The organism is Pedobacter sp. N23S346 (assembly GCF_048515415.1).
Lineage (GTDB): Bacteria > Bacteroidota > Bacteroidia > Sphingobacteriales > Sphingobacteriaceae > Pedobacter.
The window spans coordinates 67,741-82,259 of sequence record NZ_JBLYEE010000009.1 but is presented as its reverse complement, the minus strand read 5'-3'; the positions used below and the strand labels follow the sequence as shown (position 1 = coordinate 82,259).

The 14,519-nt window shown below is 38.1% G+C and carries 11 protein-coding genes and 1 tRNA gene; 2 read left to right on the top strand and 10 right to left on the bottom strand.

Annotated elements, in window-relative coordinates; all coding sequences use genetic code 11:
• From ACN1CD_RS16120 to ACN1CD_RS16110, 3 genes are read right to left on the bottom strand one after another with little or no spacing between them, the layout of a single operon-like run.
• On the bottom strand, positions 1–1,590 hold the full coding sequence (locus ACN1CD_RS16120) for a pentapeptide repeat-containing protein (protein WP_419131416.1): 1,590 nt from the start codon (positions 1,588–1,590) through the stop codon (positions 1–3).
• A gap of 44 nt (positions 1,591–1,634) precedes the next feature.
• Positions 1,635–3,374 (bottom strand): hypothetical protein, encoded by a 1,740-nt coding sequence (locus ACN1CD_RS16115; protein ID WP_419131415.1) that lies wholly within the window; start codon positions 3,372–3,374, stop codon positions 1,635–1,637.
• A complete protein-coding gene (locus ACN1CD_RS16110) occupies positions 3,350–5,326 on the bottom strand; it encodes a hypothetical protein (protein WP_419131414.1) in 1,977 nt (658 codons plus the stop codon). The genes ACN1CD_RS16115 and ACN1CD_RS16110 overlap by 25 nt, the downstream gene beginning before the upstream one ends.
• Positions 5,327–5,887: 561 nt before the next feature.
• Between ACN1CD_RS16110 and ACN1CD_RS16105 the strand changes: the two genes are divergently transcribed.
• Complete coding sequence (locus ACN1CD_RS16105) at positions 5,888–6,571, top strand: hypothetical protein (protein ID WP_419131413.1); 684 nt, start codon at positions 5,888–5,890, stop codon at positions 6,569–6,571.
• 284 nt (positions 6,572–6,855) lie between these two features.
• Here the strand turns inward: ACN1CD_RS16105 and ACN1CD_RS16100 are convergent, their stop codons facing one another.
• The 3 genes from ACN1CD_RS16100 to ACN1CD_RS16090 all read right to left on the bottom strand — a co-directional run bounded on the left by ACN1CD_RS16100 (position 6,856) and on the right by ACN1CD_RS16090 (position 8,514).
• A complete protein-coding gene (locus ACN1CD_RS16100; RefSeq protein ID WP_419131412.1) occupies positions 6,856–7,302 on the bottom strand; it encodes a hypothetical protein in 447 nt (148 codons plus the stop codon).
• A 736-nt stretch (positions 7,303–8,038) separates the two neighbouring features.
• Positions 8,039–8,118, bottom strand: a tRNA-Leu gene (locus tag ACN1CD_RS16095).
• 87 nt (positions 8,119–8,205) lie between these two features.
• The gene (locus tag ACN1CD_RS16090; RefSeq protein WP_419131411.1) at positions 8,206–8,514 is read right to left on the bottom strand and encodes a DUF3817 domain-containing protein; all 309 of its coding nucleotides are present in this window, start codon (positions 8,512–8,514) and stop codon (positions 8,206–8,208) included.
• Between the two features lie 213 nt (positions 8,515–8,727).
• Between ACN1CD_RS16090 and ACN1CD_RS16085 the strand changes: the two genes are divergently transcribed.
• Complete coding sequence (locus ACN1CD_RS16085) at positions 8,728–9,147, top strand: hypothetical protein (RefSeq protein ID WP_419131410.1); 420 nt, start codon at positions 8,728–8,730, stop codon at positions 9,145–9,147.
• Between the two features lie 325 nt (positions 9,148–9,472).
• On the opposite strand, the gene hscB is transcribed toward ACN1CD_RS16085, so the two are convergent.
• The 4 genes from hscB to ACN1CD_RS16065 all read right to left on the bottom strand — a co-directional run bounded on the left by hscB (position 9,473) and on the right by ACN1CD_RS16065 (position 14,502).
• Entirely contained in the window at positions 9,473–10,009 is a 537-nt protein-coding gene (gene hscB / locus ACN1CD_RS16080; protein ID WP_419131409.1) for a Fe-S protein assembly co-chaperone HscB, read from the bottom strand.
• Positions 10,010–10,092: 83 nt separating this feature from the next.
• Positions 10,093–11,481: an RIP metalloprotease RseP gene (gene rseP / locus ACN1CD_RS16075; RefSeq protein ID WP_419131408.1), complete on the bottom strand. Its 1,389-nt coding sequence runs from the start codon at positions 11,479–11,481 to the stop codon at positions 10,093–10,095.
• A gap of 30 nt (positions 11,482–11,511) precedes the next feature.
• Entirely contained in the window at positions 11,512–12,672 is a 1,161-nt protein-coding gene (locus tag ACN1CD_RS16070; RefSeq protein ID WP_419131407.1) for a 1-deoxy-D-xylulose-5-phosphate reductoisomerase, read from the bottom strand.
• A gap of 282 nt (positions 12,673–12,954) precedes the next feature.
• Entirely contained in the window at positions 12,955–14,502 is a 1,548-nt protein-coding gene (locus ACN1CD_RS16065) for a GH3 auxin-responsive promoter family protein (RefSeq protein WP_419131406.1), read from the bottom strand.
• Positions 14,503–14,519 lie beyond the last annotated feature (17 nt).

Below are 14,519 nucleotides of genomic sequence, written 5' to 3'. Positions count from 1 at the left end.
TTAGCGCGATTCAAAATCTGATTCATCCTGTTCAATTCTAAGGTTAAGGATTGGGAATTCGGCCTTGATTTCTTCAGCAAGTGCCAAAGCCATGCGTCCTTCTGGTGAATTTGCATAGCTACTATAATCGATGCCCAATCTCCGCTCTAATCTTTCCAGCATATCAAGCTTTTGGTTTAGCAATATCATGCGATCCATTGCATACTGCTGGCGTTTCACTGCAAGATCTAATTCCTTTTCTTCGCGAAAGTACTCCAGTTCAATTTTCTGCTTTTCAATATCTAGACTTTCTTTTTCAATTGCCGATCCTAACTTCGCCAGCTCGGCCTCCAGTTTATCCACATCTAATAGCCTACCCGCTGCTAACAACTGCTTAAGGTCTCCATAAGCCTCTGCCACTAAGCTACCATGTTCTAAGGTACGCAAAACCAAAGGCTGACCTGCTGGTAGAAATTTTTCCAGTCTGGACAGCTTGCCTAAGAAATCACTTATTTTATTTAAATGCCAGGTGTTAAGTTTGACTTTCAGGATCAATCGGGCAGGGCCGTTGCGTAATGCGGTTGTCTTCAATTGTGTTGGAGGAGGAAGAAGGAATGACGATCTGCCTCGATATCGCTCGGGTACTTTCCCGTATTCGTTAAGTACATCACCTGCGGCCTGATAATTCCCGCTGGCGCCATTCTCTTTAAGTAAACCTGCAAAAAAATCATTAATGGTTTGATTAAAAGATAATGACGGTCGATACCTCAGCTTGTCCAGGCGCTTTAATGCCAATGTTAATTCTGATAAACTATCTTCCCCATTGCTGCCTGAATCCATAATCATCTTAACTATCCGGCGGTAAAATCTTTTACGTGTAAATTTGAAATTATTCCATTTCGATGTCGAACGCGGCAAGTAAAAGTTTTCAAACGTTGTTTCAATAAAATGACAGAGCATAGGTGGACCCATCTGCCTAAAATCATTTGAGCAATTACTGAACTCGCATTTTTCAAATACTGAATCATACAAGGAGGATTTATTAAGGTTACAATTGTCTATTTTGCAACCATACATATCAACACGGAGAAAATTCACCTGTAGAAACAGGCAAAGCTCGAATGAACACATGGCGAATTCCTTAATATCGAAGAAAGAATGTCCGTTAAATTCGGTAGTTTCAAATACACATAATTTTAGGTTAGTGTCGTCGAATGGACATTGAGTGAATTGCCCTTCCTTAAAGCTACAGCCCGAAAATGTACAGCCCATCCATGATACATCATTAGCTTCAAAGCCAGTGAAAGTGCAGTCGACAAAAAAACAGGTGTTAAAAGTTAGATGGATAAAATCCGGCAGATCAAAAGTACAACGTGTAAACTTAATTAACCCCAGTTCACTGGAATCCAGCCGCAGCCTGGTGAACACTTTATCTTCAAAGGTCAACTCCTTTAGATTTAAGCCTGATAATTTTACGTCCTTAAACTCTGCAAGCTTATGCTCCTTTAGCTTTATCCTTATGGCTCTATTACTAGAATGCATACCACAAAAATCACTAAAAGAAATGGCTATATTCTCACATCCGGGCTTTTTACAATGTTTGTCTTTCATACTAATTTAAATTAATGGCTTACATAGTAATGCCCTACAAAAAATTACTCAATTGTTCCTTCCGCACCATTTCCCTTATCTTCTCTTTTATTTGGTACGAGCATAATCCTCCAGAAATCAGGGAAAAATTCATTCTTATAATAAATGTGAGCAAGTGTTCTCAAATAGCTAAATCCAGCTTTGTCTGTCCTATAGTTGATCTTCTCAATAGGCTTTGTACACATCCATTCCCTAAAGTCTTTAAAGGAACTTTTCAAACTGAGATTCGTCTCAACATAGAACTCTTGATCAAAATGCTTCTCAAATAGCAATTGCTCAATGTCATATGCTTTAAAATTAGGATATGCGGTTTGTAAATTGATTTTCCCTTCGAAGCCTGGTTTGTAGCTGTCATAGATAAATTCACCTGTTAAAACAGTTGCCAGTTCAAATAAAATCATAATGAGTAGCGAACTCCGATCTTCGTACCCCTCTTTCTTACCACTAGCCATGGCTTTGATTAACAAAGAAGGATCCTGGGAAAGCAAAGGAAAGCGATCAGCTATCATTTGAGTAATGACTATATTGTCAAATAAGCTCACTAAATAGTCGGCTACGAACCGCATGTCGTCTTCATCATGTTGATCTAAAACAAATCGAAAGACATTAAGCACAGTGATAGAATGATAGTCCATTACTGCCCTGTAGCAACCATCATTATTCTCAATCAATAGCTTTAAAGCAGCCTTTTGCTTGCTCAGTAATATTGTCCGTTTTGCGGCTGAAACTGTAGGTAAAAATCGTGGGTAGTATTGCCTAGCCTGACAGTAATAAATAAAATAATTAAGATATTCAAAACTTCTCAGTGGAAAACCTGCCTCCTCAAAAAATCCGCCTCGCTCTGAGTAAAGTCCATTTTCAGTAGATGCTACAGGAAAAGTGGTCACGAAATAATTGTCCAGCATTTTATAGTGTAATGAGACAAGTTTTCTAAATTCCCTAGTTACAGAAGGTTTAGTTTCCAGCTTATTCAACAACACCCACGACCATGTTTTCAACAAAAGATAGGTGAGGCACTGTTTAGCGGGTTCTAAATTCCCATTTTCGATGCTATAATGGAGGATTACGTTTCCTAAAAGAATCTGAGTCGCAAAGAATTTATGAAACGATCTTCCTTTTTTTGTTTCACCAATTTTTTCTATTTGCAAATCAAACAGCGTTCTAAAGTCGTTGAAGTCATTTTCAGGCGCATCTAGAAGTATGAGCGTTCTCTTAAACAGCCGGAGGCTCTGTTCATCCGTCAACAGGTTTTCATTAAACAAATATTGACTAAACAGATCTGTTAGATAAAAAATATCCCACCTTTCAAATTCCCCATCTTTGAACTCCCTGGCTATGAATCCTTCAAAGGTAGGCCTGATGTTTGTCTTCATTATCCCATTATGGACAAAAACGATTTTGATCGGTAAAGAATTAAAAGCTGGAATAGAACTGTCATTGAAGGCCGTATCCTTCGCCTCTATTATTGATTCACGAACGCCGTCTTTTGAAGAGTAGTTTTTGTCCGTTATATCTTTATCAGCATGTCCTTTTAACTCAAAATAATAGCGATGCTTGATTCCTTGTTCGTCTTTACCGATGGCGATAATGTCTTTTCCATACTGAGATTGCCCTTTTGCCTCTTTTGCTGTTGCCACAATACGAAAGCCCATCAGGTTAATTAATATCGGAAACAGGGCGTCAAGTTCCCCGTCCTCTTTCAAATTTTCAAGGTATTCCCTTACAATAATATTGTTGCTTCCCATCGTTTAAAATCTTTCGTCCAGTCTTCTATATACCATGTTCGCATTTCATAATCATATTTATTCGGCGATATGGAGTGTTGCCTCGGAAACACCATACTTGCGCCAATTTTTGAAAGCTGGCCTATCTGGCTGTTTACCTTATCTTCCTGCTTCCAACCTCCGCCTTTAGCAAGTATTACGGTTGTAGCTAGTTGACTGATAATACTACCCTTATCTACACTTTTCTGAATAGAGCTATTAAATTTAGCCCTCCATATTTCGTCGAATTCCTTCATGAGTTTAGATTGAGTGTAATATGGATTCAACTCTTTGATAGCTGATTTTTGTCTCATCATTTCAGTTATCTGCTCGTTTTTTTCTTTTAATCTCACAATCAGCGCCTGATCATCGGGATCACTGTGGTCTGCATATTTTTCAAGAATGTCAATGATAGGAATGCCATAGTTTTCAATTTCATATTCCAGCTTTAGCTTAAATACATCAGCTACAAATTTTGAACTGCTTTTTCTTATTGGCAACACGATTGGAAGTGCGCGTTCAATATCTAAGTCCATGTGGAGAACCGACACCCAAAGTTTGTACTGGTACATCGGTGGCAATGTGAGCAAATCTATTGCAAAATTGAACTGAAGTCGTGAGTGATTCACAGATTTCAAGATCTGACCTGCAGTCAGTCTGATCGGTCCGTCATCATGTATTAGCAACGCAATCAATTCCATGGAAAACTCCTCGGGCGTTTCATCTAAAAATTGATGGATAGGGTAATCAAAAGCACTAACAGGAAATTTCGCTCCATAGGAGGCATGAGCTTTTACAAAATCAAAAAAGCACTTTGGCTTGTTTCGGCCAGCTAAGGCATTGCTGATGCCGTCATGCAGAACTTTATTTGTGACTTCCGTTCCTATTGAAAGGATCAGCTGACTAATTTCAACATCATGACTATCAATCATTCTCAGGTTATGAAGCAACAATTGCTTTAACGCTATATTTGGTTGGAGAATCAAATCCTGCAATGCAGAAAATGACTTATTAATAACGGTAGTTCCCGATAGGTTGCTATTCCCAATGAGCCTTACGTAAAAAAGCGGCATGCCCATCAATAGCTCGTCGGTTTGAGGATTTATTAATTCAATAAGATCTATAATTTCCAATGCCTGTTTTTCGTCCCGGATTTTAAATGCGGAAACCGCTGTAACGATAGACAGATGGGTTTTTTCATCTTTAAGAATAACTTGCAGGAACTGAGGATTGTTACCGGTCACATGGTATTTCCCTGCAATTACCGCAGCGAAAATCAAAGTCGGGATGCCTGGTTCAGAAAGGCAGTAGTTTAAATACTCATCAGCGATAGTTTCTTGTAATCCGCTATGTTGTGTAATGCCAATCCCAATTTGACTTATGCTGGCATTATAATAAACATTGGATTCCATTTTTGGAATCAAAAATGTACTTAACTTAATTACATGTTTAACAGGTAAATCTAAAACCGGGAGATTTTCGAACAACACTTGATTAAATTGGTGAAGTAAGAATACCTTATCCTGAGATTCGAACATTGGGATGACATCTTCGAAATTGCTGGCATGTTCAAGGGCAGACTTTACCAACAGGTATTTTAATAAAGAATTAATTTGCTCTGTAATACCAATAACGACTCTGTTATTTTCTCTATAATATTTTTCAACCTGCTGGATAAATTCCAGGCTGGCCGCAAAATCTTTGTTAAGCTTGAAGTTCAACTGTGAAGAAATGGCCTTAAAAAAAACACTGATGAACTCTTCTGTAGGAATGATAAGAACTAAGTCCGGCTGTTCATCCAGATTCCCAAGCTTCACCAATTTTTTATAGTCATAATTAAAATCCGATCTACCGAACTGAAAAGTCTTTTTCGTAATACTGACTTTAGCCAATTCTTCAAGCGTAAGTACTTTGGTTTTTATAGGTTTTTTCAAGCGTTAATATTATTTAGTTAGCAATAAACTAGGGAAAGAAATGACTGATGTAAAGATAACTTTTTTAAATAACACGAGTAAATTGTAGATTGGGTATTTCGGCAATAGTGACCAGTATTTCGGTTGTTCGTCACTTTTGTGAAAGAATTGATATTCATTAATTAGAAGCTGACATGATTCTTGAAAAGGCCACGTAAAAACTGTGCGAACATGTTCTAGCTGATTAAAATTTGGAGGTTTCATCAAAATTGAAGAAGACCCCATTTACCTAGATACACACACGACCAAGTATTGACATTAATATTTTTTTTATCTATAATTGTGTATGCTTATGGCAAGCATGCCCGTTCGTGCAAAGATTTCATCAGCCAATAGTTTAATAATGCAAACCTACCTGCTTATTATCCAACCAAGATTACGAACGCAAAATTCTGGATAATAAAGTTGGTGAATAAGGAATGTATTATGAAAACAGTTGAGTACTTCAAACTCCAAGCAAAAAATCTTTTTAAAGATTACAAAACCCAAACGTCCGTTTTCGAGTCTAAATTAGGCCGCAACATGTATAAATACGAACCAAAATATTTTGATTTTGGCACACTCGTATCTGACTTCAGTATTGATGAAGATAATTTCACGCTGATGAATGCACAGCACATCATTGCGAAATTAGGAGGATTTACTAAATGGACAGAGATGTCAAAAGCATCGCCATCCAGGTTGGAATTATCAAAATTATTATATGATAACATGGATAGGGTCAGTGTACGAGATTGGCAGGATTATATCTTAGGCGTAGAAACTGGTAACAAAACAATTGATGATGAATTCAGATTAGAGATCTTTATCCGGATTTTTCTGGAAGGAGAACAGGACATTTATTATGAGGACTATCGACTATTACCGAGCGAAGAACCGATCATTGAAAAGAAACAGATTGATCGCCTGGAGAGCAAACCCATCGCAAAAATCTCCTCGCTCCCTCTTAATAAGGATGACCGAAAAGAATTTATTACGGCAGCAGACAACGCATTTGAGCGAATCATTGAACATATCGAACCTGAACACCCGGAATTGACCCGTTCTTTGTGGGATGCGGAACACTTTATTGACAAAGAGTTACTAAGCTCAGATATGTTGCCAATAGACCGTGACTATGCGCTTTCTTTAGTTGATTCTTTCTTGGTTCAATATGTTATTGGTCTTGCCGTTAAAGCTGACGATCAGGCCGTACACCTTAATTAAGTAAGTTTAATCCTCTTAAATGAACATAAAAAGCACTTAAGGTTGGATCAAAAATGCCCCTTGCATTCTTTTGATGAAGGGGCATTTTCTTTTGCTATAATATCTACTTAAAGCAATTAGCCTCTGGAATCTGCTATGAAAGAGACCTATAAAATACAGCACAAAATAAAATAAACCCGATTGAAAAGCGGGACTATCGGGAAAGAGAAGCAGTGCAGAATCTTTTCAAACCCAAAATAATCTGCGTTTTTAAGTTTATCTCTATTCTTTTTTATCTTTTAAAATCAATGAGTGATTTTAGTGTATACGTGCCTGGTTCCATCGGCTGAGATTTGAGTAATTGTCTTTTTATCCGTATCAACTTTAAATATCCTTACTTTACCTGTCATCGGTTCGGTAATCCTTAGTGTAGTGTCACTGGCCTGTAATGTGGCTACCTCTATTTCATCCGCTCCATAATTGTTCCATAGCCCTGCCTTTTTATTTTTATTTGGCCGTTCAGGATCATCCCTTTTTGCAGCAGACCAGGTAGCAATTACTTGAATATCAAATTTACCTTCATCGGTAGACTTAACTTCCATGGTGTCTTTAAAATAATCATACTCATTTTCACCAGTAGAAGCATATTTTCCAGAAATATCTTCCTTTAATCGGCCTGAAGATGAGCAGGCAGAGACAATAAGGGTTAAAAATATGGCATTTAAAACAGGTGTCAATTTCAACGTTCTCATAGAAACAACATTAAGGATGGACGATAATTACAATTGCTAAATTAACAAAAAAATATAAATATCATATTGATTAGTAACTCATTGCCCATTCAGCAAACCTATAAAACTACTTTAAGTTGCAGATGTCATCCATAAAATCTCAAAATCCAAAAGATGTTTTTCGGGAGATTGCCAAAAACAATTTATAAAAAAAGCGGTAAACAATCATACCGACTGTTTACCGCCATCTAAATTAACGCTCTCTATCATAATACGTCTGAAACAGCCAATTATTGTATCAAGCCAACTATTAACACTTATTTTTACATACTCCTAAATATATTCAAGTTAAAGGCTCTGATCATTAACCTATTTATATCCTGACACAAGACAAAACTTCGCAAATCCTAAATTATAATCTAAAGCTCGGGATTCTGTTCGAGGTTTAATTCTTTGAATATCTCTTTTGTGATCATCTTGGTATTGTAGGCCAAATGCTCCCAATTACAATGTTTAATAGCAACAGGATATGCAATGCTGCTTTCCCTTTTGGTTAAATCCATACTGATCACTGAGCGCTCCGATATAAGCAAACATTGATTAGAGTTGTGTTCAAAGATAACCTGACATGGGGTAAAGGGTCATTTAGAACCGCTTTCATCAACCCGACATTTCTTGATAACTTACTGAAAATCAAAGAAAAAGGACTGCTTTTTGACGAGCAGTCCTTAGTCAATTTGGGCTTGAGCCCGGTTAGTACCCGGAGCCGGAGTCGAACCGGCACGGTTTCCCACAGGTGTTTGAGACCAGCGCGTCTACCAATTCCGCCATCCGGGCATGTGTTGGACGGGATGCAAATGTAGAAAACGAAAGCGGAAATCACAAAAATATTTTCACTTTGATTTGAAATATTTTATAACCCGCTTACAAACTGTTATTTACAGCTTCTGGTCTTTCATCTTTTAGTTTGCGATCCACGATAAAAGGTGCGAAAGGCAGTAATGAAGCAAGAAAAATCAAGACCGCTTTCCCGAATTTCCATTTTTGTTCCTGCCAGGCCATAATCAAAGTAGCACCATACAGCACAAATAATGACCCATGCGCCCATCCGGTATACTTCACATATAAGGGAAGATCAGCCCAGTATTTTAAAGGCATGGCTACGAATAACAAAAGCAAATAGGAAATCCCTTCTGCCACAGCAACTTTTCGAAAAACGGATAGTGAACTCATGAATCTGATTTTTTTCCGAAAATAGTGTAAAACAGATGCTTCAGCGAATACTAAAAAATGATTTGACAATTGGGTGTTGTTGTAGAACAGCTAAAAGAAGAAAGGTAAACACTACCCATTATTATAGAAACCTGAATTCGATAACTATTAATTGATTTAAAAACCCGGTCTGCAACCACGCCTACCATTGACGTTATTTTCAATTAATTGATAATGAGACTTTTTACTATTTGTATTTTCGCCTGGCTAAGCCTAAGTATTGCATCTTCGTTCCGCTCAAATCGGCCTAACAAATTTTTGGGGATAGCTTATCAAAGCCAAACCACTAACTTTAAAACAAAAATTTTAAGCCGACAGTTATTAATGTGTTATTTATTGTTTTTTTTCTGTGTTAATGAGCTCGCAGAAATGCTCGGTTTTGTTTCTTTTGATGCCAAAAGAAAAAAGCCCGTCTGGCCAGGACAAATTAATAACCCCGCCTTGCGGGCACCTCCAGATAAATCGGTAGGAATTGCATATCGCAGCGGTGATAATGATGAGATTTCGAAGCGATTAAAACACCTCGCCTATAGCTTCGATAAATATTTTTCAAAGCCTTTCCCTTTCAGGGGAAAGGTGCCGATAGGCGGATAGGGGTTAACTAATAGCAATAATATGTTTAAATAATATCCTAAGACATATTATTAATCGAACGTTCAGGTTATAGAAGGTAATTTAATTATTCTCCCTATATTTAAGGTACTGTTAGATCCCGGACTTAAAAAATCGATTTCTTTACCCCGCCTTCACCCCACCTTTACTCCACCTCAAGGCCATCTTCTCGCCACACTTACCTTGTATATAACTTAAGTTTGCCTGTAGATCTAAACGATAACTGGCCGATATCGTCTATCCAACGATGAGGTAATCACTAAGCATGAGCTGAAAGCTGGAAATATGATTTCTTATCCACACTTGATCACTTTGATAAGCGTTCACGGATTCTGGCGGTGTATTTTTGACGATAAAAAATATCTTTTATAGCAGGCAAAAACTTTTCAGAATCATCCGGATTACGATCAAAGGCCTCAACCAAATGATTTAATTCATCTTCCAGCTGTTTTTCAACAAGGTCTATATCTTTTTTAACCTCGGCCAATTTAGTGGCATCAGGTTCGAATTCCAGATCCATCAAAGCCTCATTTACATCCATCATTTCCATCAGGAAGGATTGAGGCAGCTGGTAACCCTCATCAGTAGCCACAATGCCTTTCAGTTCTAATACGTATTTCAATCGCCTCTTCGCATTGCTTAACGTTTGATAGGCTTTATTGTTCAGCGTAGATAATTCCAGTACTTCCTGTTGCTTTTCATCGCTCTCGTTGGCATAAAAATCAGGGTGAAACTTTTTACTAAAAGCATAGAATTTGGCTTTTATTATATTTTGATCCGGATTAAATTGAACAGGCAATTCGTAAAACTCAAAATAATCTGGTTGCTTTGGTGCTTCGCTCATGGTGGGTATTAAATTAAAAAGCCGCAGCTGTTCAGATCGATTGTTCAAATCTGCACAGCTGCGGCAATAATATAAAATTGATTTTACTTACCGAAAGATTTTAAAATATCATTACCGAAAGCAAACACCATTAAACAAATTAAGATCACGAAGCCTACAATCTGAGCCTTCTCCAACACCTTCTCACTCACTGGCTTCCGTTGCACCATCTCGATTAATAAAAACACTACATGCCCTCCATCTAAGCCAGGGATTGGTAATAAATTCATAAAAGCCAATGCCATCGAAATTAAACCAGTTAAAGTCCAGAATTTAACCCAATCGAAAGTGCTGCCGTAAACTTTTGCAATCCCAATCGGACTGCTGATATTCCTGGCACTCAATTTACCGGTAATCATTTTACCAATACCCTTCGCATTATCTACAAATGTACTCCAGGCCATACCTGCCCCTATCGGTAATGATTCTGCGAAACCGTAATCCACATGTGCCGTTTCAGGAAAGATAAAATTAGGTGAAATACCAATAGTTCCTTCTGGTCCCACTTTCATATTGAAATCAACTGGTTTGCCTTTACGCAAAGCCTGAATGGAAATCTGCTTGTTTTTGTTAGCAGAAACCATGTCTTTAAACTGATCAAAGAAAGTTACCGGCTTTCCGTTTACAGCCAAAATACTATCACCAGCTTTAATCCCTGCCGAATAAGCCGGATAAACTGGTTTCACGAATTTACGTCCAAAAATACGATCCAGAAAAGATTGCTGATCAGCTTTTTCATCTGGCGCAAGCACCGTAGCCACGCTGGCCATGCGGTAACGTGGACTAATAAAATTCTCTTTATCGTTCTTTGATAACTTATTTAAAATCGTATCCGGAACGGAAACATATAAAGTCTGACTGCCTCTTAAAATGGTCAATTGTGCGCCATCAAACAATACCTTGCTCGAAATGGCATCTTCAAAACGGATTAATTTACTTCCATTGATTGCCAGGATTCTATCCCCGTTTTTTAACCCGATTTCTTTACCAAGCGTGCCTACAGAAATTCCATCAGTCAATTTTTCATTTACAGTATAGCTTTTACCAACATTAAAAGTAAGCATCCAGAATATGAAAATACCCACTATAACATTAACAATAATACCACCAAGCATAACGATTAAACGTTGCCAGGCCGGTTTTGAGCGAAATTCCCAGGGCTGAGCAGGTTGAGCCATTTGCTCGGTATCCATACTTTCATCAATCATCCCGGCAATTTTAACGTAGCCACCAAGTGGTAACCATCCAACGCCATACTCCACATCACCTTTTTTGAAACTAAAGAGTTTAAAACCCCAGGCATCAAAAAATAAATAAAACTTTTCAACTTTAATACCAAATGCCCTGGCTGCCAGAAAATGCCCTAATTCGTGTAATATTACCAATAAAGACAATCCGAGCAGCAGCTGCCCCGCCATAATCAATCCATTCATACGCTATACTAAATATTTTTATTTTAGATGTTAAACTTTACTTTTTGTTACCAATTCGCCGGCTAAGATACGGCTATGTTTGTCAGTTTCTAAATAATCGGTTAATTGTGGTTTTTCAATGAAGTTAATTTCTGCCATGCATTGTTCAATAACATCACTCATTTGCAGGAAACCAATTTTATCCTTTAAAAATGCCTCCACCACAATTTCATTCGCCGCATTTAAAATGCAGGGCATGTTCCCGCCTTTTTTCAACGCTTTAAAAGCTAAATCCAGATTTTTAAACGTTTCCACATCAGCCTGCTGGAAACTAAAATTCGGATAATCCAGAAAATTAAAACGCTTGAAATTGTTTTTTAGCCTGTCGGGATAATTTATGGCATACTGAATGGGCAATTTCATATCCGGAACACCCATCTGCGCTTTCATAGATCCATCAGTAAATTGCACAATCGAATGAATAATCGACTGCGGATGAACGATCACATCGATTTGATCTACCTCAAGGTTGAACAGCCATTTTGCCTCAATTACCTCCAGGCCCTTGTTCATTAAACTAGCAGAATCGATGGTGATTTTAGCCCCCATTACCCAATTGGGATGTTTCAAAGCCTGCTCTTTTTTTACTGTGGAGAGAAAGTCTTTTCCTTTACCAAGAAATGGTCCGCCGGATGCGGTGAGGTAAATTTTTTCAATCGCATTTTGCTCCTCTCCTACCAGACATTGAAAGATTGCCGAATGCTCCGAATCGACAGGAAGAATTTTTACCTGATGCGCTGCAGCTAAAGCGGTGATATATTCTCCCGCAACCACTAACGTTTCTTTATTCGCTAAGGCGATGTTTTTCCCGGCTTTAATCGCAGCTATGGTAGGCTTTAAGCCCACCGAACCCATTAATGCCGTTAGCACCATATCGCTTTTAGGATAGGCAGCCACTTCACTTAAAGCCTCTTCGCCGGCTAAAACCTGAATGTTTAAAGACGATAATTGATCTTTAACATATAGATACTGACTCTCATCGCAAATGACGACCACTTCAGGCTTAAACTCCTTTGCTTGCTGAATCAATAACTCTGAATTTTTTAATGCAGATAATACAGAAACCTTAAAAATCGATGGATTATCCCGCACCACTTCAAGTGCCTGCGTACCGATGCTTCCTGTAGAACCTAATATGGTTATGTTTTTCAAATTTTCTTCTTTTTATTCTTGTTGCTTTTTTTGAACAACCTAAATTTTAGTGTGGCATTTCCACGTAACTTGGCCTGAGTAATGTTTCCCCGTTCTACTTAATTCCGGCCTAACAAATTTTTGGGCATGCACAAATTAAGCCCAGGCAGAAACTTCAAAACAAAAATTTTCAGCCGGTGTTTTTTGTTTCTTTTTGACATCAAAAAGAAAAAGGCCCGTCCGGCCAGGACGAAAGTTCAAATGAGATTGCCGCGTCGTACCTCCTTGCAATGACGATGGAGATTAAACAATATATTTCTCCAACCCATCCACCAACTTCCTATCATTACTCAACCTGGGTACTTTATTCTGTCCGCCCAATTTCCCTTCACTTTTCATGTAATTTACAAAAGCATCTTTTTGCAACGTACGTATAATTAATGGCTGAAGGATGTTACCTTCAATTAAATCAAAGTAATAAATATTTTTCTTCTGCAAAGCCTCATCTACCTTTTTACTAAAAGCAACCAAATCTTTCGGTGCAGTAGAAAACTCTATAAACCACTCATGATAAGGCAGCTGATGCTCTTCTGGATTTACCTGAGGCGCAACCGTAAATTCTGTAATTTCTACCTTTTCCTCATTCGCAACACTTAACAAGGCCTGCTCTACCTCTTCACCAATCACATGCTCGCCAAATGCAGAGATGAAATGTTTAATCCGTCCGGTCACCACAATTTTGTATGGATTTTTGGAAACAAATTTTACTGTATCACCAATGCTGTAGCCCCACAAACCTGCATTAGTATTTAAAACCAGTGCATAATTAACATCCAGATTTATTTCTCCTAATGATAGTCTCGTAGGATTGTCATTATGGTATTCATCTGCCGGAATGAACTCATAAAATATCCCTGCATCAGCCAATAACAACAAACCTTTATCTTGCTGAGAGTCTTGGTAAGCGATAAAACCCTCAGAGGCCGGATAAGTTTCGATGGAATCTATTTTCCTGCCGATGCTTTGTTCAATCTTAGCCCGATAAGGCTCGAAGTTCACACCACCATAAATGAAAAGACTAAAATTTTTGAAAATCTCTCCAATTTTTTTCCCGTTTGTTTTTTCAGAAAGCTTATCGAAATACATTTGTACCCAGGGTGGAATTCCAGAGATCAGCGTCATGTCTTCTTGAATGGTTTCGCCAACTATGGCATCGACCTTTTCCTCCCAGTCTTCGATAATGTTGGTTTCATAAGATGGCAAACGATTTTTCTGCAAATATGCCGGTACATGATGGGCAACGATACCAGATAAACGACCTACATTAATGCCATTTTTAACACTCAAAACCGGACTTCCCTGTAAGAAAATCATTTTCCCGTTTACAAAATCAGCCTTCCCCGTTTCGTTGATATAAGTTAAAATAGCATTTCTGGCAGCTTTAATGTGCTCTGGCATAGATTCTTTAGAAAGCGGAATGTATTTTACGCCAGAGGTGGTACCAGATGTTTTGGCAAAATAAAGCGGTTTACCTTTCCAAAGCACATCAGCCTCACCACCAACCACCCGATCTACGTAAGGCTTTAATCCTTCATAATCCTGAACGGGAACATTCTTCTTAAAATCACTGTAATTGGTAATTTCAGCAAACCGATGATCTTTACCAAAAGCGGTATTTTTCGCCTGATCTATAAGTTGTCGAAGAATCTTATCTTGGGTGGCAACGGCATTTTTTTTCCACTTGTTAATTTGCCAAACTGCAAATGCTGCAAAGGGTTTACTTAATGCTGCCTTAAGCCCCCAACCCCCTGAAGGGGGCTTTGCTTTTCTATCGTTTTTATCTATAGCCATTAATTTTACTTTGGGTT